The sequence below is a fragment of the Mucilaginibacter aurantiaciroseus genome (assembly GCF_024055595.1).
GTDB classification, from domain to species: Bacteria; Bacteroidota; Bacteroidia; order Sphingobacteriales; family Sphingobacteriaceae; genus Mucilaginibacter; species Mucilaginibacter aurantiaciroseus.
Map to the genome: position 1 here is coordinate 1,523,333 of NZ_JAMXOF010000001.1, position 25,456 is coordinate 1,548,788.

At 41.6% G+C, this 25,456-nt stretch carries 18 protein-coding genes; 7 read left to right on the forward strand and 11 right to left on the reverse strand.

From position 1 onward, the window contains the following. Positions 1 to 162 precede the first annotated feature (162 nt). Positions 163 to 1,419 (forward strand): Hsp70 family protein, encoded by a 1,257-nt coding sequence (locus tag NAF17_RS06975; protein ID WP_252757262.1) that lies wholly within the window; start codon positions 163 to 165, stop codon positions 1,417 to 1,419. A gap of 8 nt (positions 1,420 to 1,427) precedes the next feature. Here NAF17_RS06975 and NAF17_RS06980 read toward each other — a convergent pair whose 3' ends face one another. The 5 genes from NAF17_RS06980 to folE are packed head-to-tail and all read right to left on the reverse strand — an operon-like array spanning position 1,428 to position 5,857. Then, positions 1,428 to 2,114 (reverse strand): MarR family winged helix-turn-helix transcriptional regulator, encoded by a 687-nt coding sequence (locus NAF17_RS06980; RefSeq protein WP_252757263.1) that lies wholly within the window; start codon positions 2,112 to 2,114, stop codon positions 1,428 to 1,430. A 40-nt stretch (positions 2,115 to 2,154) separates the two neighbouring features. Further along, positions 2,155 to 3,222: an oxygenase MpaB family protein gene (locus tag NAF17_RS06985; protein ID WP_252757264.1), complete on the reverse strand. Its 1,068-nt coding sequence runs from the start codon at positions 3,220 to 3,222 to the stop codon at positions 2,155 to 2,157. After that, positions 3,215 to 4,471: an NAD(P)/FAD-dependent oxidoreductase gene (locus tag NAF17_RS06990; protein ID WP_252757265.1), complete on the reverse strand. Its 1,257-nt coding sequence runs from the start codon at positions 4,469 to 4,471 to the stop codon at positions 3,215 to 3,217. Before NAF17_RS06990 ends, NAF17_RS06985 begins: the two co-directional genes overlap by 8 nt. After that, positions 4,468 to 5,130, reverse strand: coding sequence for a flavin reductase family protein (locus tag NAF17_RS06995; protein ID WP_252757266.1), 663 nt, complete (start codon positions 5,128 to 5,130; stop codon positions 4,468 to 4,470). Before NAF17_RS06995 ends, NAF17_RS06990 begins: the two co-directional genes overlap by 4 nt. 46 nt (positions 5,131 to 5,176) lie before the next feature. Further along, on the reverse strand, positions 5,177 to 5,857 hold the full coding sequence (folE, locus tag NAF17_RS07000; protein ID WP_252757267.1) for a GTP cyclohydrolase I FolE: 681 nt from the start codon (positions 5,855 to 5,857) through the stop codon (positions 5,177 to 5,179). Between the two features lie 696 nt (positions 5,858 to 6,553). Here folE and NAF17_RS07005 point away from each other — a divergent pair. From NAF17_RS07005 to NAF17_RS07030, 6 genes are all read left to right on the forward strand, one after another. Further along, entirely contained in the window at positions 6,554 to 6,823 is a 270-nt protein-coding gene (locus tag NAF17_RS07005) for an ArsB/NhaD family transporter (protein WP_370340881.1), read from the forward strand. Between the two features lie 106 nt (positions 6,824 to 6,929). After that, the gene (locus tag NAF17_RS07010) at positions 6,930 to 8,840 is read left to right on the forward strand and encodes a 7TM diverse intracellular signaling domain-containing protein (protein ID WP_252757269.1); all 1,911 of its coding nucleotides are present in this window, start codon (positions 6,930 to 6,932) and stop codon (positions 8,838 to 8,840) included. A 507-nt stretch (positions 8,841 to 9,347) separates the two neighbouring features. After that, positions 9,348 to 11,204 (forward strand): glycoside hydrolase family 30 beta sandwich domain-containing protein, encoded by a 1,857-nt coding sequence (locus NAF17_RS07015; RefSeq protein WP_252757270.1) that lies wholly within the window; start codon positions 9,348 to 9,350, stop codon positions 11,202 to 11,204. A gap of 18 nt (positions 11,205 to 11,222) precedes the next feature. After that, entirely contained in the window at positions 11,223 to 12,446 is a 1,224-nt protein-coding gene (locus tag NAF17_RS07020; RefSeq protein ID WP_252757271.1) for a family 16 glycosylhydrolase, read from the forward strand. Between the two features lie 97 nt (positions 12,447 to 12,543). Beyond that, positions 12,544 to 13,386, forward strand: a complete 843-nt coding sequence (locus NAF17_RS07025; protein ID WP_252757272.1) for a hypothetical protein — start codon at positions 12,544 to 12,546, stop codon at positions 13,384 to 13,386. A 767-nt stretch (positions 13,387 to 14,153) separates the two neighbouring features. Beyond that, positions 14,154 to 14,837: a hypothetical protein gene (locus NAF17_RS07030; protein ID WP_252757273.1), complete on the forward strand. Its 684-nt coding sequence runs from the start codon at positions 14,154 to 14,156 to the stop codon at positions 14,835 to 14,837. Positions 14,838 to 14,876: 39 nt separating this feature from the next. On the opposite strand, the gene NAF17_RS07035 is transcribed toward NAF17_RS07030, so the two are convergent. From NAF17_RS07035 to NAF17_RS07060, 6 genes are all read right to left on the reverse strand, one after another. After that, positions 14,877 to 15,764, reverse strand: a complete 888-nt coding sequence (locus NAF17_RS07035) for a hypothetical protein (RefSeq protein WP_252757274.1) — start codon at positions 15,762 to 15,764, stop codon at positions 14,877 to 14,879. Between the two features lie 13 nt (positions 15,765 to 15,777). Beyond that, positions 15,778 to 19,908, reverse strand: coding sequence for a hybrid sensor histidine kinase/response regulator transcription factor (locus NAF17_RS07040; protein WP_252757275.1), 4,131 nt, complete (start codon positions 19,906 to 19,908; stop codon positions 15,778 to 15,780). Positions 19,909 to 20,163: 255 nt separating this feature from the next. After that, positions 20,164 to 21,849: a DUF5060 domain-containing protein gene (locus NAF17_RS07045; protein ID WP_252757276.1), complete on the reverse strand. Its 1,686-nt coding sequence runs from the start codon at positions 21,847 to 21,849 to the stop codon at positions 20,164 to 20,166. A 33-nt stretch (positions 21,850 to 21,882) separates the two neighbouring features. Continuing rightward, positions 21,883 to 22,935, reverse strand: a complete 1,053-nt coding sequence (locus NAF17_RS07050; RefSeq protein ID WP_252757277.1) for a glycoside hydrolase family 26 protein — start codon at positions 22,933 to 22,935, stop codon at positions 21,883 to 21,885. Positions 22,936 to 23,008: 73 nt separating this feature from the next. Then, positions 23,009 to 23,923 (reverse strand): SGBP N-terminal domain-containing protein, encoded by a 915-nt coding sequence (locus NAF17_RS07055; protein WP_252757278.1) that lies wholly within the window; start codon positions 23,921 to 23,923, stop codon positions 23,009 to 23,011. A 13-nt stretch (positions 23,924 to 23,936) separates the two neighbouring features. Then, a complete protein-coding gene (locus NAF17_RS07060) occupies positions 23,937 to 25,442 on the reverse strand; it encodes a RagB/SusD family nutrient uptake outer membrane protein (RefSeq protein ID WP_252757279.1) in 1,506 nt (501 codons plus the stop codon). Positions 25,443 to 25,456 lie beyond the last annotated feature (14 nt).

The following is a 25,456-nucleotide window of genomic DNA, read 5'->3' on the forward strand; positions in this document are numbered from 1 at the left end:
TGACGAAAGTAAGTAACCCGGCCCCGGCCTGCAACCTATGTGGATAAATCCCATCGGCCGTTGCTTACTTTGTTACCCGAAAGTTCAAAGGGTTCTATTGAAAGCCCTAATTTCGTTCCTAAACTATTTTTTTTTACTTTCGCCGCCTTTCAATTTTAAGGAATGAAGCAATATTTATACGGAATTGATTTTGGCACAACCAACTCGGCCCTGGCTATTTTTGACGAGGAAAGCCGCGAAATAACCCATACGATCATTATTCCTTCGCTAATTTATTTTCATCAAAATATGGCTGAAGGACATGTGGTTGGTGAAGCGGCCGTTGCAGCTTACCTCAGCGACAATATGAAAGGGCGTTTCATCAAATCGGTAAAACAGGTCCTGTCGCGCAGCAGTTTTACTGAGACCCGGATTCATAATAAGCGCTACAATGCGTCAGACCTCGTCGCCATCATTCTAAAAGAGCTTAAAGACCGTGCAGATCAATTAACTGGCCATGATTGTCAAAAAGCGGTGATAGGCAGGCCGGTGTACTTTGATGATGACGACGTACAAAAGGATACCTTAGCACAAACCAGGCTTCAGAAAGCTGCCGCACTTGCCGGTTTCACAGATGTACGGTTTCAGTTTGAGCCAATTGGAGCGGCCTTCGCATATGAAAAAAGCCTTATTAAAAAGGAAAAGGTATTAGTGGCCGATTTGGGCGGCGGCACCACAGATTTCACCTACCTGGTGTTGGACCCTGAAAAAGCGAACAGTAATGACCGTAAAAGTGACATGGTGGCAAATGGTGGCATTTACATAGGTGGCGATAGTTTTGATTCGGCTTTTATGTGGGAAAAGGGCACACCCTATTTTGGTAAAAATTCCAAATATGAAGCAACACCGGGGAAAGTCTTAACCGTACCTGTCTCCCTGTTCGCCAATATTTGTTCCTGGGAACAGATGAATTTTTTTAACGGCCTGCGTATTAAAAAAGACATTGAAGATTATTACTATTTTTCGGGCAACGACCGAAAGTTCAAGAACCTGATTACTTTGATCGACAATAACTTGGGTTATTCGGTTTTTCAATCTATCGAGCAAATGAAAATCAGGCTGACCAAAAAAAACGAAGCATCGTTTCGCTATCATCAGTTGGGAATAGATATAGACGAGAATATTAGCCTGGCTGAATATGAAAATATTATATCCAAGGATATTGAACGGATCGCAAACTACCTTGAAATTTTCTTACAAAAAAACAATATCGCCCCCAAGGATATCGACAGTCTTTTCCTTACTGGGGGTACATCAATGGTTAGCAGTATTCAAAGTCTGTTTAGGAAAAAGTTCCCGCATGTCAAACTTAATTCAGGAGATAATTTTAAAAGCGTGGCCAAGGGCTTGGCTTATAGCGGTTATCTTTTCAAAAACTAAGGCTTTGTTTAGGCCGGTATGGTTTCCGAAGCTATTCTTTTTAGGTCTTCTTTGTTCAGTATCGTCTTCTTTTCGTAATGTTCCAAATGAAAGCTTTCAAGCTTCTGTAGAAGATATTGTAAGGTGAATTTTTCAGCAACCGTTAGTTTTCCGGTAATGATCTTACCCACATAACTGGTATGTTCAAATACGCTGAATAATAACCCTTTCCCTTCGGCAGTAATAGCGATATGCTTACTTCTTTTATCCTTTACATCGTCCCATTGCCTTACGAGCCCAGAAGCAATCAACCGCCTGATCACTTCTGTACCGGATGTTTTTTCCTGCAAATTATGGCTGATCAGTTCACTCTTTGATAAATGGTTGTGCGTAAGCAAAATTGCTAACGCCGTAAAATCTTCTGTAGTTTGCAAAGACGTTCCTTCCAAAGCTTTTTTAATATAAGATTTCGCGTAACGGCCCATAAAAACAAACAGCCGGCTAATATTATTATCCAATTGGTAGGCAATATCCAATGCTGTGGTATCACTGTTACCAAACCTCACTTCATTATTAATATTGTTCCCGGTAGGGTCGCCAACTTTATTCAGCAAAAAACCTGTAAAATCCTGAATAGAAACTTCACGCGAATGGTTCTCAGCTTCCAGTTCCTCTACAAGGCTAATCAATTGGTGAATAAGTTGGTATGATTTCATAGTTATTTAAAATTAAAAGGTATCGGCCGGTTGTTCAAATTTAGTTCCTTTTACTTACTTCCGGGTTTTGCATTTTGAACGCAGCGTAAGCCTTATAGTAGCTTTGCTTACTATCACCCTGTGGTTTTAAGCTTTTTAGCAAATTTAATGTTTTTATAAGCGTAAGCTTATAAGCGGGTAATTCAGGCGCTTTAATTGCCAGCATGTCAGCAATTTCCTTTCCAAGAAGATAGCGCATCAGGCCTAATATATCATTTGCAGTTGCCTTGCTTTTATTTACAGCTAAGATATGATTGGTTAAGGACTGTGTCAATTCCTGGCCATGTTTGGAAACTTGAAATTGCCGTTGTTTAATAAGAGAATCCAGTTGCTGCGCTTTTTTAGAATTTTCAGGAATAAGGTCTTGGTCCAATCCCGACAAAGATCCAACTACCGCCCAAATATGCATGAACGCTGCCTGATCTTCGTGGCTTACATTGTACCCCAGCATCCGTAGCCCGCGAATAACTATAAGTGAAAAAGAAAGGTTGGTCCCCGCCATGTCCTCCTCATTGATTGGCACTCCCCAGCTGTTATCCCACTTATCGCTTTGAAGCGTGTAATATCGAACCGCAGCGTGCATGATACGTACTTTTAAGATCTCCTCATAAGCTTTTCCATCCTTACTAAAAGCATCAGGCCCCATCACTTCCCAAACAAAAATGGCGGTATCATAAAGCCTCTTGGTAGTTTGCTTGCGTATCAATTCAGATAAATACAACACCATAGCACCATTAGCAGCGTTATAGCAATAAGGTAATGATAACAAGCCCAATAAGCTCATTATGATCTCGGAATGCCGGCTATAAAAAGCGGCTCCGGCCTTCATTAATCTTGGTTGCGCCCATTTAGGCAAACTGTTAGCCTTATCTATAAAATCAAACCCAGGGAAAGCATTCTTTAATGACTTCAAATGTTCAAATCCTGATTTGCCAACCATCCACAGCTGTAATTGCTTTTTTTTTGCTTCATCAGCAAAAACCAGCCTAATAAAATCATCAGCCTGCAAATCGCCCGACAACCGCTTTTTATTTAGCAGCTCATTGTTATATGGTGTATTACTATTCATTTATGGGTATTGCTTGTATAATAGCTTCAGCAGCAAGCCTGCCACTTTTCATAGCTGCATTAATTGATCCATTCATTAAATAATCACCGCAAATAAAGCATTGGGCATTTAAGCGAATGTCTTTATAATCCGGCATGTTCCGCACATGCTCATCATTCGGCAATGCATAATCGATATGATATGTTTTTAGATGCTTCCAGTTGATAGCATCGGGATACCAAAATTTAAGCTCATTGATAACATTTTCCTGAAGTTCCTTTTGATTGGCTTTGATATGGTTGCCAATTAGCGAAAGTGAAATTAAAGCATCACCACTTTTTGAGTAAGCAGGTGATATACAATCCATAATTGCTATGTTGTTAACGAGTTTACCAGGCAAAGTATTTAAAGCAATGAGGGGCATTATAAAAGGCTTTTTTAACGATGTAAAGTACATATTGCTCACAGAATGGTGAGCAACAGGCATATTTACAATTGGCGCCGGTGAATTTAACTGGTCTGTTGCATTGAGCACGAAGTTGCCTTTGTAAATTTTTCCGTTTGTTGTTGTTACAGAATTAGATTCTATAACCCATACTCTCTGATTAAATATGATCTCTTCAGGTAACAATCCTTCGGCTAGCTGTTTGGGAATCATCCCCATTCCTCCTGCCGGAATTGCAGCATCGCCTTCGCTAAACATTTTAAACACAAACTCAAACATCCGACTTGATGTAGTTAACTGATCCTCCAAAAATATACCCGTCATAAAAGGCCGGAAAAACTGATTCATGATCCTTCCGCTAAAACCCTTGCGTTTCAAATACTCCGTGGTCGTAATCTCTGGCGCGGCAAATATTTCTTCTATAGTTTTTCGGCCAAGTACTAATTTGAGCTTTAACATCCGCATTTTATCTGCAAATGTTGCTGCCGGAGACAGTAGTGTACTTATAAGAGAACTAGGTTGCCTGATAGGATCGCCCATATTAGTAATCCCTTTTCTATTGAGTATCAAAGCGCCAGGGTCAAATTTACAAAGCTTTAATGCGTCATAATCTAAAAAACGCTTTGCTTCAGGGTAGGCGGTTAAAAACACTTGGAAACCCCTGTCGAGGAGGAAACCATCAACCTCATCTGTACGTACCCTGCCGCCTACTGCATCAGAACCTTCCAATATAAGTACCGATTTGCCTGCTTTCTTTAATACTTTGGCAGCGGTTAACCCGGCTAAACCGGCTCCAATAATAATTACCTCAGCGTCGTTTTTCATCCATTTATAATAAAATCGTTATCCTCTGATAACAAATAAGGTTTTGCACCAGGTTTTGCAAAACTCAATTGCCCCACAAGTTGCGGAAGGTAATAAGTATCTAAGCCGGCAACAGTCATCGTTCCTGCATTAATGTGATCAATAGTTCCGTCTGCTTTTATCAAAGCATCTTCGGTTAAAATATGAACAACTTCGCCGATGACTATAGTAGTGCCATTAATTTCCATATCGATAACTTCACGAAGTTCCAGCCCGATACGAATGTTGGACTGGTTTACAAAAGGCGCTTTAAAGCCTTTAATATATTGTTTTTTAAAACCGCATGCGTCAAATTCAGAAACCCCGGATGGATAACTGGCGCTGGTTTGGTGTGCTTGCATATACCAATCGGGTAACACGTTATTAAGTGTGTACTCCCCTGTTGACTTAATATTAATAAGGGTATCGTTATGCTCGCGCTCCGGCCGAAGCACCAAACCAATAAGCGGAGGATTTGCCCCCAGGTGAAAAGCAGAACTTATAATACATAAATTGGTTATGCCATCTGTGCTGCTTGTACCCAACAAATTTAAAGCCCGGTAACCAATTAAGCTATTGATAAGGCTTATCCGGTAATGCTTTTCCAACTCATATATCTCGTCACTTTTAAAGTTCGTCATCTTAAATTTTTTAAATTGCCTAAACCATTTCTACACTAAAATCCATTTACCCAATATATTTTAAAAATTCATTTTTTGTTTCTGTATTTAAAAACTGCCCGCAGTATTCGGCCGTAAGCGTGGTACTGCCTGCATCCCTTATGCCCCGGCTTGATACACAATGATGATGTGCATCAATAATAACCGCTACATCATCTGTACCCAAAGCTTCTTTCAGCATATTGGCAATTTGCATGGTCAATCTTTCCTGCACCTGTGGCCGCTGAGAACAATACTGAACAATCCTGTTTAATTTTGACAAGCCGATTACCTGCCCGTTACTGATGTAAGCCACGTGAGCTTTGCCAACTATTGGTACAAAATGATGTTCACAGTTACTGAACACCGCAATATTGCGTTCCACCAGCATTTGCTTATATTGAAATATATTTTTAAATAATGTCGGCTTAGGCTTATTAGCCGGATTAAGGCCGCTGAATATTTCCTTTACATACATTTTGGCCACCCGCTTCGGCGTATCTTTTAAACTGTCATCATCCAGGTCCATCCCTAAAACCTGCATAATACCGGTAAAATGTTTGGCTATCAGTTCCATTTTGGTATCATCATCCATCTCAAATGCATCAGGCCTTAATGGGGTATCAAAAGCAGAACTATAATATTCGTGTTCAAGGTCGGTTATTACCTGCTCTACCATTATGTTATTTATGCTGTCGTTATTTATCATGAAATTATGTTAGCATTAGTATAAATTATTCTTTTATCTGGTATAACACTTCCTTCGTGTTTCTGCAGCGTTGGCTATATGCTGTTATGAAGTGTTAATTCGCATCAAATTTAATTCAATTTTGTACTATAATTTTTATAGTAGTGTAATAATGTATTAATTAAGAAAGGTTATAAATTAATATTTCTGCATTTTTTTCCAATTTTATATGGATCATTTCTTTTTTAGTTATAGCAAGTTTAATTATTCGCCCTTTTTTAAATAACAGAAGCCATTTGACGCGATGCTTTAAAGGAGAAAATAGTTTCGGACATCCCTATACTTAATTTATCATAGGGCGGCAAAAACTGCTTTAATAGGCATTAGTGTTACAGCAATTATTTTATTGGTATCTTCGAGTGTTAAACGTTTAGGTGGGGCTACCCACAGCTATTATCAGAATATTGACTTCAATAGTCTTAATTATCCGTGCTAAAAAAAATCCAATAAAGATCGTTAAGGTGTATCGTGGGGAATATTGCCGCTTGTTGCAGGTCTGTTGTTATTGTAGAAGCAATTAATAAAACAGGGTTGATCCAAACTTTGACCCACCTCCGCCATCAACAGGCATCACATTCTGTAGTAGCAACAGCCTGAGGAAGCGTTGTCACTGTAGCATTTACCTGTAACCTCAAGAATAATTTATCAGCGGGTTTAATTGCGGGTAATGTAGTACAGGGCCGGGTTCCCGAATTGATAACAAGTGCAGTTTTAATAGATATTGACCTTGGCCCTAACCTATCTATTACCGGCTCGCTTGCAACCATATTGTGGCTGGTTGCATTAAGGCGCGATGGCCAGACAGTAAGTGCCTGGGCATTTCTGAAACTTGGCGCTGTAGTTATGACATTCGCGCTATTATTTTCTTTAGGGGTAGCTATAACTTTTATAACTAAAATAATAAACCAACTTTTACAAAAAATTTAAAAAGCTATTTTTATCGATTTAACTAAATTTATTTAGCTTAGTTAAATTATAAACCTGCTTTTGTATAGCCTCCCCGGGTGCAAAAAGCAAAACACCTCTTTATTGCATGTATAAAGTGTACCCCGGCTTTTTATGCCTTGTTTTTTTATTGGGTTGCAGTTTAACCCTGGTAAAAGCACAGGTAATTGTACCTGTAACCGATACCGCCAAACAGCATGTTTTCAATTATGGCGAAATACAATATTACGTAGAAGACGGCAACAGATTAAACATTTCGCAAATTAGCAACCCTGCGTTTAGCGGCAAGTTTAAATCAAACCTTAATCCTACTCCTCAGCTAAAAAATATTAATGCTACCTACTGGTACCGCATTACGCTTAACCAATCCATCGCCACAAAGAACAATTGGATCCTGGAGTTTTTTGACCAAACCATTGATAGCATAACCGTTTATTCACCGACAGCCTACAACAGGTATACCGTTACGCAATTAGGTAGCAATCGCCCCTTTGCAGATCGTTTATACAGACATAAAAACTTTGGCCTTAACCTCAATAATGATCTGAAGAAACAGAATGTATACTACTTCCGCCTGCGCTCCAACCAGTCGGCTAATGTTATAATCGTACTACGATCTGTAAACTGGTTTATTAGCTACGCGCTCGATGAGTATTTTTTCTTCGGGATATTCTACGGTATGATACTGGTTTTTGGCCTCTATAACTTCATGATGTTTATTGCCATGAGGCAAAGGCAATACCTATATTACATTGTTTACAACCTCAGCATAGGCCTTTATGAAATGTGTACCGATGGCATCGCATACCAATACCTATGGCAAATGGCCCCCGCCTGGAACCATTATGCCTATGGGATAGCACTTTTTTTGGCCAGCATATTCGCCACTCTTTTTGCACAAAGCCTGCTCAATTTAAAAGTCAACGCCCCCCGCTTTAATAATATAGTTAATGGCATCCTTATAAGCCGCTGCATATTTTTCCTGGCGTGCCTGTTTATCAACAGGGCCTGGTTTGAGTATAAAATAGTAGAGTTTATTCCTTTATCTTTTTCATATGCCGCCGGTTGCTACATATTACATAAAGGCTACAGGCCTGCGCGGTTCTTTTTAATTGGATATAGCTTTCTGTTTTTTGGTTTTGTTATTAAAACGCTTATTGCTTTAAACATATGGTGGCTGCCAGTTACAGCCCTTAATTTTTACAGCCTTAGCTTTTGCTTTATAATGGAGATGCTGTTCATCACATTTGCTATTGGTGACCGCCTTCGTCTGTTTAAGCGCGAAAAAGACCAGGCACAGGAGCGCATGATAAAGCAACTGCAAAAGAATGAGGAATTAAAGGACATGCTTAATAAAAGACTGGAAGAACAGGTGGCAGTACGTACACAGGAAATAATGGCACAATCATCAGTTATCGCGATACAGAACACCGAGCTTACCCAGGTAAATAAGCTGCTTCAGCAGCAAGCTGAGGAGATTTCGCGGATGAATGTCATACTGGAAAAGGACAACCTTTTACTGCATAACGATATTGAAAAAGTAACACATGATCGGGTTATGCTTACGGATGTTGATTTTGAGGAGTTTAGCCGGATCTACCCCGATAAGGAGACCTGTTTTAAATTCATGGCAGAGATCAAATGGGTGAATGGGTACACCTGCAAAAAATGCGCTAACGATCATTATGGTAACGGGCACCAGCCTTACAGCCGCCGATGTTCTAAATGTGGGTATGAGGAATCTGTTATTGCTCACACTATTTTGCAAAATACTCGCATACCCATCAACAAAGCTTTTTATATAATCTTTTTGATGTATTCTACAAAAGGCCAGATATCATCACATAAGTTATCCGAGATCTTATCCATCCGTCAAAGCACCTGTTGGGCTTACAGTACCCGTATCAAAAAGATAATGGAGGGTATGAAAAAAGGACTGCGCAATGCCGGCAGCAAAGGCTGGAGCAAACTGGTTATGGAAACTATGTCAACAAAATAGCTACAAAAAACAAGCTCGTTGATAATTTATTGCTTTTGATTTTTCATCAATTGTTACTACTTCTTTTGATAAATTAAAAAGCCCCTACCACTTTATTTATATAATAATTAAAGTTGGTCTGATATTTACATCCTTTAATACTATTTCGCTAAAATTAAATTGCGACGAAAGCGTATCATTATTTTTTTTTATTTTTTTTCAATGATGGCTTAAGCCGTTCAAACCCACTTACCTGTAAAAATACAATGTGATACAAGCGTATCAAACCATATACAATTAATTAATTATCAAGTATTTATAAACTTTATAGTTGTTTACAACGTAGAAATTGCTTTAAATTTGTCTTAACCAATTATAACGGCATCTGCTATTTTCCTGAAAAAATAAATGTTCAAGGCTCCGTCTTTCGGATCGCTTACGCTTACTTTTTTTAAACAACAGTTAATTAGTTATTGTGCCCGCTTAAATCAAAAAATGCAAACCAATTACTTAAACCAAATAACTATTATGAAAATTAATTACAGTTTAAAAATGATGGCAGCAAGCCTTATTGCTTTTGCGCTGCTAAATTATGCATGCAAAAAGGATGTTCGGCCGCTGGCTTCAGATGTTCCCGGAGCAACGGGCACTACAGTACGTGCCGCAACCGGGCCGGTAACTGTATTTTTAACTAAAGGGGACAAAAGCGCGCTATTGGCCCCAAGTACGGTGAATTTTACCGCCGATGCAGGTACAAATACAAACACCATTACCGTTGACGAAAGTGTGACTTACCAAGGCATTGACGGTTTTGGATTTACCCTTACCGGCGGTAGTGCAAGCCTGCTGAATGGATTAGGCGGCAATAAAGCCGCCGTGCTAAACGAACTATTTGGTACAGGCAATGGGCAAATAGGTATCAGCTACCTGCGTATCAGCATAGGTGCGTCTGACCTTAGCTCGTCCGATTTTACCTATAACCAAACCTCGGGCGATGTTAACATGAATAACTTTAGCCTCGCCCAGGAAAATACCGATTTCCTGCCTATCCTGAAAGCTATCCTGGCTATCAACCCAAATATTAAAATACTGGCTACACCATGGACCGCCCCTACCTGGATGAAGGTTAATACTACCGGCAACAATGGCTATACCGGCGGCAGCCTAAATACCGCTTATTATGACGCCTACGCCCGTTATTTTGTAAAATACATACAAGCCATGCAAGCGCAGGGTATTACCATTGATGCCATTACCCCGCAAAACGAACCACTTAACCCATACAATAACCCAAGTATGGTAATGCAGGCCAACGAGGAGGTAAATTTTATCAATAATAACCTTGGCCCGCAATTGCGCAACGCCGGGTTAAATACCAAGATCATCGCTTATGATCATAATACCGATGTGCCAAGTTACGCTACCACCGTGGTTGGTAACGCTAGCCAGTATGTAGATGGCTCTGCCTTTCACTTATATGCAGGTAACATCAGTACACTTACCGATGTGCACAATGCTTATCCAAACAAAAACGTATACTTCACCGAGCAATGGGTTGGCGCGCCAAGCAACTTTGGCGGCGACCTGGGCTGGCATATCAATACCCTCATAATTGGTGCAACCCGTAACTGGAGCCGCAATGTTCTGGAGTGGAATTTAGCTGCCGATCCTAACAATAACCCGCATACCAACGGAGGTTGCAGCACCTGTTTAGGTGGCATTACGGTTAGCGGTACATCTATTACCCGTAATGTAGGCTATTACATTGTAGCCCATGCTTCCAAATTTGTAAGGCCGGGCGCGGTCCGCATTAGCTCAAACATTGCGGGCGGTATCCAAAACGTTGCCTTTAAAAACAGCGATGATTCCAAAGTGCTTATCGCTTCAAACAGCGACAACGTCGATGTAAATTTCAAAGTAAAATGGGGCAACGAATCGTTCAGTTATACTTTAGCGGCAGGTGCGGTGGCAACTTTTAAATGGACAGGCGCGCCGGGCAGCGGCGCACCAATTGGCTATACCATTACCCTTAAAGGTTTTAATAACCAGTACGTAAATAGCCAGAACGGCACACAGGCCATGACCTGTAGCAGTGCTGTGGCCTCTACCTGGGAACAATTTACGGTAGTTGATGCCGGTGCTGGTAAAATTGCCTTGCGCGCCATGAATAAATACATTTCATCAGAGAACGGCACACAAGCTATAACCTGTAGCCGCACTACCATTGGCGACTGGGAAAAATTTGACTGGGTGCCTACTGCAGATGGCAAGGTTACCATCAGGGGCAATAACGGAAAATTCATTTCCAGCGAAAACGGCACCCAGGCCATGACCTGTACTCGCGCTACGGCATCTGGCTGGGAAGTATTCGGTATAAACCAATAAACTAAACTCCAAACTTATATGAAAAAGCAATTATTAAAATTATTAAAAGGCGCCGGCATAGTCCTGGCGGCGGGAATCGTTATTATATCCTGTAAAAAAGATATCAACCAGTCTGGCGATGCTAAAGCGGACGCCAAAAACACCACCACACCGAGGGCACTAACATTGGTATGGTCTGACGAGTTTAACGGCAGCGGGGTAGACGGCAGCAAATGGAACATAGATAACGGCAACCCCAACGTAAATAACGAGAAAGAGTATTACTCGTCGGCCAATGTTGCCGTAACCGGGGGCAACCTCGTTATTACTGCCAAAAATCAAAGCATGGGCGGTCAGCCATATACATCGGGTAAAATAACCACCGCAGGTAAATTTACGGTAAAGTATGGCCGGATAGAGGCGCGCATTAAACTGCCGGCTTTCCAGGGGAGCTGGCCGGCATTTTGGATGCTGGGTGCCAATATAGGCCAGGTGAACTGGCCGCAATGTGGCGAAATTGATATTATGGAGCAAACTAATACCAGCAATACTATATTAGGCACCATGCACTGGAACAATAACGGGCACGTTTATTATGGCGGCAACACCCAGGTTAGTAACGTTACCGATTACCACCTGTACGCGGTTGAATGGGATGCAAATAGCATTAAATGGTTTGTGGATGGCACGTTATTTAACACCGGCAATATCCAAAACAATATTAATAGTACCGAGGAGTTTCAGTTACCGTTCTTCCTGATCCTGAATCTTGCAGTAGGGGGTGATCTGCCGGGCAATACCATTAACAACGGTGCGTTACCTTCCAATATGCTGGTAGATTATGTACGTGTTTACAACATAACCGGCGGCACAGGCACCACTGCACCAATTGGCCAAACAGTTACACTGAAAGGCTTTAACAACCAGTATGTAAATAGCCAGAACGGCACGCAAGCCATGACTTGTACAAGTGCAACAGCGCAGGCATGGGAGCAATTCACGATAATTGATGCAGGCAATGGCAAAGTTGCTTTATACGCCATGAATAAATACGTATCATCAGAAAACGGCACGCAAGCCATAACCTGTAACCGAACTACTATAGGCGACTGGGAAAAATTCGACTGGGTACCTGCCGCCGATGGTAAAATAACTTTTAGGGGCAATAATGGCAAGTTTATTTCCAGCGAAAATGGTACACAGGCCATGACCTGCACAAGAGCTACAGCATCTGGATGGGAAGCATTTGGCATTAACCAATAAATATATAAGTTGAAGCCTGCCCTTAAAAAGGCAGGCTTTTTATATACCAATGAAAAGACTTTTATTTACCTGCCTGATTATAATTACCTGCATAAGTATGAGTTACGGGCAAGCAAAGCCTCAAAAATTATCGCTTAGCCTAACTACAGGCTACTCCCAACAGGATTTGAAATGGTCTATTGCAGGTAACATTGCCGGCAAAAACCCAAATGTGTATTCAGAATTGCAATGGACGAAGGTTGGCGGGCAATCCGTTGCAGCGGTATTGGATTGGAATATTTTGGGTAAGCTGTTATTAGCTGCCAATTATTCATACGTATATATTAGATCGGGGACGGTTACAGATAATGACTACAACGGTGATAACCGTACCAATATGGCGTATAACGAACGTTTTAACGCCGACAAGGGATATTCAAGAGATTGGTCGGCATCGGCGGGTTACAAACTGATCGACAACGCCAAATTTAATTTAAGTGCAAATGCAGGCTATGGCATTAACACTCAATCGCTTTACATTTTAGATCGGACTGGTAACTTCCCTGACCTAAACAGTACTTATAAAGCCAACTGGAAAGGCCCCTTTATCAGGGCTTCATCAACGTTTGGCATCAGCAATAAATTTAGCTTATCCGCCGCTATAACATACAACCAGGTAAACTACAACGCTATAGCGGATTGGAACCTGATCCAAACTTTTCAGCACCCGGTTAGCTACCGCCATACCGCCAAGGGTTTTGGTATCGACGGGGAACTTCGATTGAGATATAAACTTTACGAAAACATTGCGCTGCAAGCCGACGGCGGTTATTATACCTGGCAAACAGGTAAAGGCATAGATGAATTGTTTTTAAATAGCGGCGAAATTGATAAAACCCAATTAAACATAGTGGAGCGTAACGGCTATAGGCTAACTATCGGCTTGTTAATTACGATCTAAACTAAGTTTGACACGGTTATTATAAAAGATTAGCATTTGCCACAAAAGAAAATAATTTTTAATACAAATGAAATATCATTTAAATAACATAGGGATATTACTTTCTAAAAAAGTAAATTATATATATAATAACAATTTGCCTTATAATAAATATATATATTATGATTATCAGTAGTTTATACGCTTTCAGTAACAAAAAATTCACATAATTTTCAGGACAAATTTACCGTTTAGGTTGTGGAAAACTTGTCTTTTCAGATTGCCTTTACGAAGATAAATAATAGCTGCAATTTTCAGTCAAATTTACATCTGTTTTGTAATAAAGTAAGCCCAATTTTAATTGCATTTCGTAATAAAATAAAGGCAATCAATATATAAAGTTATCATAATTTTTAAATGCCACTCATTAATAATCCTTCTTTATTTTAATGGCTTTAAGTATTTTATTAGCATACATCAATAGCGAACTGGCAATTCGTAAATCAGCGTATCCTCGATAAAAAAAATGGCGAATGGTTTTGGGGCATTTACGTAAACGGCGACGTAATGCGCACTGAAGACAAAGCCGGCTTATGGAAATGCCCTTATCACAACAGCAGAGCTTGTTTAGAGATCATCAAGCGTATTAATCGAACTTCGTAGCTTAAATCGGGCACCTCAAGGTTTCTTGTTGTTTAAATTGTGTACTAAAAGGAAACTTTTGTGTACTTAATTAAAGTACAGGTAATATAGCTTTGATCAATTAAAAACCACTAAAACCAAATTTTATGAGAAAAATCGATCAACTAACCGTTGGCGGCGCAATGCTGTTAGCGCTTGCTTTTGGCTGTGCTAAAGATGCCAACAAACCATCACCAACTACCAATGATTCTAAAACCACGGTAGCCCGTGCAGCCCTACCGCAAAGCGCTTTTAACCTTTGGAAAACCTGTAACGGTACGCCTTACAACATTTCGGGCACCAATGGTATTTGTATCCCGGTAGGTAATTGCAGTACAGATATTGATGCTGCACAGCAAAATACAGGGCAAATTGCAAATGGCATGCAATTTAACGGTGCCTTTAAAGGCGGCAGCAATGCCAACAGCGGCGCAAGCGAGCAGGCCGTGTTTGTGTGCGACAATGTTACCCAGTGGAACGGCAACGAGATGGGCTTCGTGAAAACGTTGGAGAACAACGATCTGAAAGCTTACCTGCAAGGTGGCGGCCAATACATTACCTACCTGATATCTGACAATGATAATGGCTACCATACTTACAAATGCCAAGCACGTGCAGATAACACACATATGGTAGATTTTTATGTGGATGGTGCCTATAAATGTACCTTAACAAACAATAGCGGCAGCTATTACAACAATTTTTACTACTTTGTTGGTACCAACCACTGGTACGGCGGATCAAACCCTGCAGGTCAGCAGATCGAAATGTACAACATGGTAACATACTAAGCTTATTAAGTTATTAGAAGGCGACTAAATAGCCGCCTTCTAATAACTTAATACAATCCCACCAACTAACCGGTAAGCTGCACTGTTTATGCCGTTCAGCTGTGTTTTTTCTGACCCGCCGGAGGATAAGTAAAGTTCATCGATACCGGTACCTGTTGTTGCTGCTAAATAACCTCCGCCAATATTTATAGCTACATTTTTAGCTACGCTATAAGAAAGCGATGCATTTGTATTAATACGATATCCATTAGCCGTATGCCGGTAACTTACCGGGTGTTCAAATGTCTGAATCACGTTCCAATCTGCAGTAGCGGTATAGTGCGACTGGTTATAACTTACATCAGCTATAATTTTGAAAGCACTGTTCAACCGTACCTGTGCCAGGCACTTTATAAACAAGCCCTTCCATAGGGGCACGTAATTACTGTTCAGCTCGGGGAAGTCGCCGGTAAGGTCAAGGATTGATAGTAATTGCCTGCTTGTTTCGTACCCAGCAAAAGGCACGAGGCTAAACTTTTCGTTATTGATCAACTCATATCCCAGCCCTACATTCCACTGATACATATTGCCCCTGTTTGAATTAAATGTTTCGTCGTATGTCGGGTTGGTGCGGTTGTCACCATTGTAATCGTTATCTGTTACCCGGCCCAATCTTATAATGAGGCGCGAATAAGACGCCATTCCCGAAAATTTTTTCCAGAAAGTGTATTGCACGGTGGCAGACACGGCAGGGCCGCTTATCCCTTTCCATTTAAGTTCCGAATATACATTTGGGTTTTGCCCGCTAACATTACCTGCTATAGACCAATCAAAATTGTGACACTCATATCCTGATGATACGCCAATTTGTAATGGCCGGGAGATATTTTGAGCAAGCACGATATCGGTACAAAACAGTAACGACAGACACGCCATGGTAATTTTCATGATCAGGGACACACTAATTTGATTTGGAGGCTTTAACGTTTGGTAGCCTGTTTTGCACTCTAAACTCATTAGGGGAGCAGTTGAAGATCCGTTTAAACTCCCTGAAAAAGTAAGTTTTGTTATTAAAGCCAGTACGGTAAAAGATCTCAGAAACCGTTAGGTTTGAACTGGTAAGCAGTGCTGCCGCTTTTTGCACACGGATATTCCTGATCAGTTCTGTTGGTGTCATGTCTGACAACGACTTGATCTTCCTGTACAATTGGGTCTTACTTAAATGGAGCGCATTCTCTAAAAAGGCGCCATCAAGCTCCTGGTCAATATTATCTTCGATAACCCTAGTCACCTTTTCGATGAATTTTTTATCGCTTTCGCTCACATCCTTACTATCTAATTGCGCGGCCACATTGCCATTATTAAATAACTGGTGCAGCCTGCTGCGATATTCCAAAAGTTTTTGGATCCTCACCAATAAATGTTCTGTTTGGAATGGCTTGGGGATGTAAGCATCGGCACCACAACTATAACCTTCCGTCATGTGGTGGATGGTTGCACGGGCAGACAATAGCACAAATGGTATGTGGCAAGTTTCGGACGTGTTTTTGATCAGGTTACAAAGTTCCAGTCCGTTCATATCCGGCATCATAATATCACTCACGATGAGGTCTGGTGTTGCCCTGTGGATCACCTCCAGCGCCTCTTTGCCTGTAGAAGCTTCATAAATAATATAAGTATCGCTCAGGATATCCTTAAGCAGGTACCTGATGAATTTTTCGTCATCTACGATTAGGATCACCTTTTTTTCTTCCTGCTCCAGGCTTTTGATCATTGATCTTTTATTGTTATCGTTAACCGTTACCGTATTGATCTGCGGGGCGGCCGTAAGCGAATTAAAGATATATGATGAACTTTCAGCTTTATCTGTATCCGTTATTTGCTCATCTGCCTGCGGAACATACTTCAGCGGTAAATTAACATGGAACGACACCCAGTTATTTTCACATTTTACATGAATGCTGCCATGCAGCAGTTGCACCAGTTGGCGCGTAAAGGCTAGGCCAATACCTGAGCTTACTTTATTACGCTGGCTGCCATCAACCACAAAAAACTTATCGAATAAGCGGTTCACTTCTTCTGCCGTTAGCTTGCAGCCTGAGTTTGCCACTACAACATTCAACTGGCCTACCTCCTTCGCTTTGTGTACCGAAAAGATGACATATTGGTCATGATCACAATGTTTACAGGCATTTGATAAAAGATTAAATACAATCTTTTCAAGCTTATCCTTATCCATCCACATGCTGATGCCCGGCTCGATGTGTATCGAGTAATCCAATCCTTTTTGCTCCACCAAAGCATTAAACAGGCCTGCACGGTTGGTTAGCAGATCAGAAATATCAATATGAGTATAGTGATTCTTTAATTGTCCCGATTCCGCCTTGCGGAATTCAAGTAACTGGTGCACCAAATAGTGCAGACGAGATGCCTCCTGTTTCACAATAGAAAGGAAGTTTCCTCCTTGTTTTGGCTGATCACTTGTTTTGGTTTTGAAGAGGTAGCGTTCTAAAGAACCCAGGATAAGCGTCAATGGCGTTTGCAGTTCATGTGCTATGTTGGTAAAAAAGTTGATCTGGTCCTGATGTAGGTTCTCCTCTCTTTCACGCAGCATGTGTTCCATTTTCAATTCCTGCTCCATCACAAACTTATTTTTACGATAGCGCACAAACAGGAATCCTGATATCAAGACTAAAGCAGTATAACCTATAAACGCCCATCCGGTTAACCACCAATATTGCTTTACTGTTACGGTAAAAGCAGTGATGCCGCGCGTCCAAGCTCCTTCGCCGTTCGACCATTTGATGCGCAGCGTATAATCGCCGGGAGGCAAGTTATTGTAAATAATTTTTTCATGTTTACCAATGTAATGCCAACCTTTGTCTGATCCTTCTAAAAAATATGCATACTGGCATTTTTGCGAATTAATGTAGGTTATGGGTTGCAGGTTCAGCTCAAAATAATTATCCTGTGGTTTTAAAATATAGTGCTGGTTAACGACAGACCCATCCTTAGTCAGCACCTTAAGGCCGCGCTCGGGTTGGTTTTTGCCGGCAAACTGCATATCAGATATCAGCAAATGCGGTTGCTCGTTACTTACATGTATGTTTTGCGGCATAAAGTAGTTAAAGCCGTAAATACCGCCAAAGTACATCACGCCGGCACGGTCTTTCCAAACAGCATTATCGCTAAACTCGTCGCTTTGTAACCCGTCAGATTCTTTGTAATGCACTATCTTTAAACTCAGCGGATTAATCTTGGCCAGACCCTTGTTGGTACTGATCCAGATATTGCTTCTTTCATCCTCGCTGATAGCGTGAATAGTATTGTTAGGCAGGCCGTTGTCCACATACAACTTATTAAAGACAGGCGTGGCTGTTTTTGCCGCGGCCGCCTCATCTATCCAGTTTAACCCGAAACTGGTGCCTACCCACAGGCGCCTGGCTTTATCCAAGTATAATGATAGTACATCATTATTGGACAAACTTCTTTCATAAGCGTAAGCCTTTAGCGTAGTGAATATTTGCTTTTTTTTATCAAAGTAACTAAGTCCGCCGTACCGGCAACCAATCCAAAGCCTGTCATTATTACCGCTAACAATAGTATAAATCACGTCCCCTCCGGGCCCGTTGAGATTGCCCGTATAGTGGTATGTTTTTAAATAACTGATCTTTACCTGCCCTGTGGCATTTTTTTTCAGTTTCAGGTGTACCAGGCCGCTCTCGTTTAGGCCCAGCCAAACGGAGCCATCTTTATCCGGCAGAATGCAATGTACAGAGCCAAAGGCGGGGTAATCTTTACTGTTGCTGATATCCTCCCATTTTATAAATTGCTTTGATTTAAGGTTATAAAGGGTAACACCAGGTGCATCAGAGCCGATATAGGCCAAGCCATCACCCCCTTTTTCGATAGCGTAAACACAGTTATCCAGCAGATCGACACTCGTGTGGAACGACTTGATGGCAGAAAAGGTGACATTCCTTTTGCCCCAGTTTTTTATAGTGATGATACCATTCCCCTTGGTACCTATCCAAAGTTCGTCGTTAATGTCAGAGAAAGCCCTTACCGGGATATGGAACGATTGCCCATTAGGCTGCTTTTGTACGATACCAAAGTAATTTTCTTTTTTTACAATCTTTAAAATACCGTTACCATCCGTGCCGAACCATAACAAGTTGGCAGCGTCTCTCATTAAGGAGGTGACGCGTACGTTTTGCAATACCGGGATCTGCGTTGCAATAGTGCTAACCGGTCTAAACTGTTCATCATACTCACCTATGCCCTTTGATGACCAGGCGAAAACATAATGCTGCTTAAAAAAGTCCATCGAGCGCACTTCGTGAGGCAGTTTAAGTAACTCTTGCCTTTCGAAATCATTATTGATCTTAACCAGGTTGCCATTATGGGTGGTGTAAAATACCTGGTGATTAGCCATGAAAATATTGTCTACATCTTCTACTGCATTAAATCGCGACTGCAGTGTAAAACCGTTTGCGGTATTCTGATAGGCTTCCAGTTTACCTTTATCTTTTAATAGCCAAAGTGTGCCCTGCTCATCAAATAAGATCCGGAGCAGCATGAACTGGCCGGTACCATTCATCTTTATTTCTTCGAAAACATCTTTTACCGGGTTGTATTTCAGAATTTCGGAACTGTTGCGCCGGGCGGCGTACACATTATCATGGTTATCAACCACAACGGTGTACCCGTTAGAAATTACTTTTTGGCGGTTGTAAAAGTAGTTGGTAAAATCGCCTGTATTTTTATTGAATTTAGATAGGCCCTGTACAGTCCCTATCCAAATATTACGCTTTTTATCGCCGGTTATTTGGTAAATAACGTTGCTGGCTATAGCACGCTTGTTATCATCCTTTTCGTAATTAAAAACGTGGATATTGTTGCCATCGTAAAAATTAAGCCCATCCCAGGTGCCAAACCAAATGATATTGTCAGAGTCTTGGTAAATGGTATTGATGCAGCTGTTGGATAAGCCCGTACTGTTATCAATTTGCTGATATGTGTATTGCGCCAGGCAGGTATTGCCGTAAAGCATAGTTACAAAGGCAAACAGGGCAGCGTATAAATATTTCATATGCGGTCATATAAACAGATATAGATAAATATAAACAAACCCCTGCTTTTAAAACAGCATTGTATTTTATGAAAGAAACAAGAAGATATATTTATAACTGGTACACAAAGCTAACGATCGGTACGATATATCGATAATACTATTTTAACATTTATTAATGTTAAAATAGTATCACAAAACACGCCTTGACTGCATAAGAAAAGATTATCATTAACTTAACCATGTACTAATTAAATACCTATAATAGCTTGTCCCCTAATTTACCGACAGAATTAATACGGTTTCCTGCCCTGCATCAAGTTTAATTTCGGGCAAGCTGATAATCTTATTTGCTAAGATAAAACCGACTATGTTTGCCATTTCCAATGTGGATGGATTAAATTGTTGTGCCGACGGCTTTCCTGAATTCATAAACGGCACCGATATAGGGGAACTGATGCTCGCACCAGTATTATTTAACAGGTAAATAAAATATTGGTTGTCGCATTTTACTGCCTGCGCGTGCAGCTTGCTTGCCTTTACATCAACCTGCTCAAATTTGCCCTTGCCTGCTTTGAGCATCATATCGCTTATCATTCGTACGCCTTTAAAATATGGCGCCATTTTTTGATCGTCGAACAATTCCCACCACCAGCTCATGGGCAATACCGGCGTAGGGCTAAACATTCCATACCAAAGCCCGCGTTTAAAGTCGTAATTGGCTTCTTTGGCATACTTGGGGTCATCATCTTCCCAACGCAGGCCAAACTCGCCTACGATGTATGGTTTATGGTAGGCCTCAATATAATCCGGATAAATGGCGGGGATCTTTTCAGTGTGTTTATAAATGTGTTTTTGATTAATATCCAAGTAGGCCAAGGCATTCATACCTGCTATATCCCGATGGGATACACTTGTGGTAACTAAATGCTGATAAGGGTCGGTATCTTTTAAATATCTGCTCATATCATCATGCCACTGGGTTACATACTGGTGCGCGATTAATATACTGTCCTGCTTATTAAATACCGCGTTATCCACCTCATTAAAAAACTCGATAGCCGCAATATTGGTACTATATCCCCAACGGGCAATAACATATCGCAACTTGTTTTTGTACTTATTTTTTGCCGCCGTCATGCTAAAAAAGTCCGAAGGTTTTTTAGCCGGGCCGCCATTCACCTGGTTATATGGGCTGTTCTTCCAACCGCCATCTTCCATCAGGTGACCATGCCAATCCAGTGTTAGCATAAAGTATAGGCCCAATGAATCTGTCAGGCGCACCAGGTGGTCCATCTTTTGCAGTGCTCCGGGGTTAAAATACTCGTCGGTATTGTTATAGCGCATGGTAGACCGCACCTTTTGCCATTCCAGCGGCATGTTCCAGTAACACATCCACGTGCGGAAAAAATTAGCCCCGTTTCTTGACAAGGTTGGCAGCAGGTAATCGTAATTAAACTTTTGATTTTCGAACGACCGCGCCTCCCAGGCAATATTTTCCCCTATTCCACGGAACAGTTCGCCGTTGTCAAATTTGAAAGTCCACAGATCATTTTTATGCAAAAACCCTTTTCGGGTTGATGCCAGTACGATAAATTTTGCCTTTTCGCTTTCCTCACTCAGGCCTTTTGCTTTGAGACTGAAGTAATAGCTAAAGGTACCTGTTTCCTGCGCGGCAAACCTCGCCTTCCACGCGGATGCCTTCGTACCGCTCTTTTCAAAATAACACGGCAGCACCAATGGCTTACCCGAAGGACTGGTGATCACCATATCCAAGCTGATATCCTGCTGATCGAAAGGGTTTGAGTACGGAGCAGATAAATTAATATCCCACTCCGCTTTCTCAAACTCAACTGTTTTTTGATTGAGCAACCGGTAACTGATACTTTTTCGTTGTGCCCCTACGGGGCTAAAAAGCAAAGTAAAACACAACAATAAGGATATCCGATAAAAAACTATCATTCAGCAATTTAATATATTTCAACACAATTATATTTAGTTCCAACCAGGCATTCCATCTAACGATACTACGTTTGGTGCACTGTAAAGTGCCTTGATCTGTGCATCGGTATTTTTATCATAGGTTAACTCGCTCCAACTCATAAAGAAGGCCCACTTAGGCTGGGTGTATAAAATATCTGATGTTGGCAGCTTATCACATTCGCCTATGGCAATGGGTTTACCTTTGGCCATATTCACCATAATATCATACTTGGCTTTAGTGTAGCTGTTGCCGTCATATATGTCAAGTGCCGCAATATCCCAATACGCATTACCGGGGTTATAGCTATTTACATCATCGCCAAGGCTGCCAAAATCCTGCACATCCCAAACCCAAATCAAGTTGGTTAGCTTTTTAGTATTGGTCATATAATCATGCAACATTTGGTATAGCTTGCGGGTACCGGCGGCACCGGGCCTGCCTCCCCACCAAAAGCTACCCTGGTTCATTTCGTGATAAGGGCGCCAAAGCACTTCTACATTCTGGTCTTTTAACTTCTGCAGGTAAACGCAAACTTCATCAACCAAGGCTTTCCATTTGATATTGATGGGTGTGCCATCGGTGGTTAGTTCGGTCCATTGTGCATCGGTAAGTTTGCTTAATACACCATTGCTGTCAAAGCCGCAAGGCTGTGCAAGCGCCGGGTTGCAAGAGTGCCACATAATATTCACCATTACGCCTTTTTTATATTGTTTGGCAGCTTCATTGATCATCAATTGGCGGTTATTAATATTATCTGCCTGAAACAGAAAATCACCACTCCACATGCCCGGATATTTACCGGTTGTGGTAAAGATCTTGTCCGTCCATACCGCCGGGGTAACGTTTGGTTCGCGGTTGTGGATACCCGACATCGTTTTTGTACCCGCTATGCTGTATAAATACTTCAGCGTTTTAAACGGCGTTTGGGGGACGATAACAACCGGGTCGGTTTTTGGCGGATCAACAGCTGGCGGGGCTGTTTCGCCACCTTTGCTGCATCTTACAATTGTAAATAAAATAATGGCCGCAAACAGGCATATAACAGGGAAATATCTCTTTTTCATAAGGTCTGCAATGAATAATGTCAACACTTTTAATTTTTTCAAAACACTATAATCTTTATTAATAGCTTCTTAACTACTGCTTTTTAACATTCACCCAAAGTTTGTAAGGCCTTTTAACGATCTTATCAAAATCTGAATAGATATTACCATAGTCATCTGCACCTGCCAGTGTAAATACAAAGGCATTATCTGTTATGACTTTGGTTAAACCGTTACCCAAAGCTGTTGTGCCGGCAGCATCATACGTACAGGTCGTGGAAGTACCATTCGGAAAGGTGAACACAATGGTGTTGTTGCTGTAGTTGTGCAGCCATTTGCCCTCACCTTTCGGGATAACACGGTACTTCGCATTCACATCGGTAACCGGGTTTTTCGAGTAAACAAAATCGGCATATAAACCATCGGCACCTGCGGAGTTCACAACAGTACCTTGTGTATTACCATCGGCTGTTACACCTGTATAAGTAAAGGTTAAGGTGTTATCATACTCTTGCGCGGGGCCGGCAGCCGGCCAAACCGACTTGGTTGCTATGTTAAATACCGAGCCACCGCCATATTGCGGGCCGGTACCGCCATACACGGTATAATCCTGTATTTTGAAAGTGCCTAAAAGCGCCTCGTTAAACGGCTGGATGACGACCGTCCATTCACGGGTCTCGCCGGTTTCGGACGTCACGGTGTATTTCGCCTCGTTATTTGACGATGCAAAGTTGATAGCATTGCCGGATGCCGGGGATACCGTTGCTTTATAAGATGTTTGGATAGTGGGCTTTACCGCATCAAAGGCCGTACCGGTTTGCACCAACACCCTAACAATTACTTTAGCGTTTGCTCTGTCAACCACGGCAGGGCCAACCTGCACAAGGCCGTCACCAAGCGATACGGCCTCAATAGCCCGCTCATGGCTTCTGACGCCGGCGGCAGGGTCTTTCTTACAGGCCGTAAGAAAAAGAATTGCGATGATGAATATATAATTTATACTTTTCATGTCAGTTGATTTATTAGTTGTTTAAATTAGGGTTCCGGTCAACCTCTGATTGCGGAATAGGGAAAAAGTAGCCGTCGCCGGTGATGGTTTTGCCATACTTTTGTACCAGTATTTTTTCCATATTATTGGTCCTGCGCAGGTCAAACAGGCGCTGGCCTTCAAAGCAAAGCTCCCAGGAACGTTCCTGTAACACGGCATCCCTAAACTGCTGAACAGATAATCCCGGAGGAAGATCGCCTAGGCCGGCACGGGTGCGAATAGCCTTAACCGCTGCATAACCCTCTGCAGTTGGGCCGCTGGCCTCTGCGTAAACCAATAACACGTCAGAATACCTTAGTATTGGCGTATTACAGCTGGTTTGATCGCCGGCCTGCCATCCCGAGTCATTAAATTTATTACTGAACGGGCGGGTATAAGCATCAGTAATACTTAAATTTTGCGTTGGGCCCGTGCCCGAGTTACCGCCATTTACATCTTTAATTGTTGATATGATCAGTAAGTTCTTACGATTATCATTCGCATCAAAGCTGTTATATAAAGCAGCCTCGGTCAAAAACTCGTTAAACCCACCCGGTACGAAAACGTTGTTCGGCAGCCTAAAATTAATGTTCGGCATAAACATTTTTGGCAATTTGGAATATAAGCCTTCATTGGTACCTGTACGGTCCGTTGAGGCATCCCATAAATGCTCGGGACCAGCTTTTTTATTTACATCATATATTGATACCAAATCGGGATCTAAACCGTATGCCGATTGTTTATTGATAACCATACTCGAGTATTCTTTAGCTTTAACATACATTTCATCGGCATTGGTCACAAAATCATAACCCGGGGCGTTGGAAGATTTACCGGATGCTAAAGTTAAATACACTTTTGATAATAAACCCCAGGCACCTACCTGGTTTACACGGCCCAAACGCCTTACCTGGTCTGTCTTAGCTGTAGCTTTGGTCAAATCGTCTATGATCTGATCATAAATAACTTTCATCGATGATTTTGGCAAATTAGTTTTGCTTGGGTCATCAACGGGCTCCAGGTGCATAGGCACTGCACCAAATAACCTAACCAGGTTAAAATAATGCAGGGCGCGTAAGGCGTAAGCCTCGCCTACTACTTCGTTACGTGAGGTCTCGCTCATGGTGGCAATGGCAGGCACGTAAGTAATAACCAGGTTAGCCCTGTTAATGCCTACATAAGGCAATTGAAAACCGGGGCGCAAGCTTGCATTTACCGGGGATACAGATAATTTATCCAACAAAACATTGTCGGCACTTTTACCGGCCGCTATTTCAATATCCTCTGTCGGTGCCTCTGTCAAGGTAATAAAATTGCGCGCGTAATAATCCAGATCGGGCAATATTGAATAGGCATATATTAAGGCAGAATTTGCATCAGCCTCGGTTTTGTAAAAATTTGCTGTGGAAAGGAAACCGTAAGGTTTTTCTTCCAGCTGCTTTTTGCAGGCAGTGAACGAAGTGGCTGCCACAATCAGCGCTATATATTTTAAATTTTTCATGTTTGATCTCATCT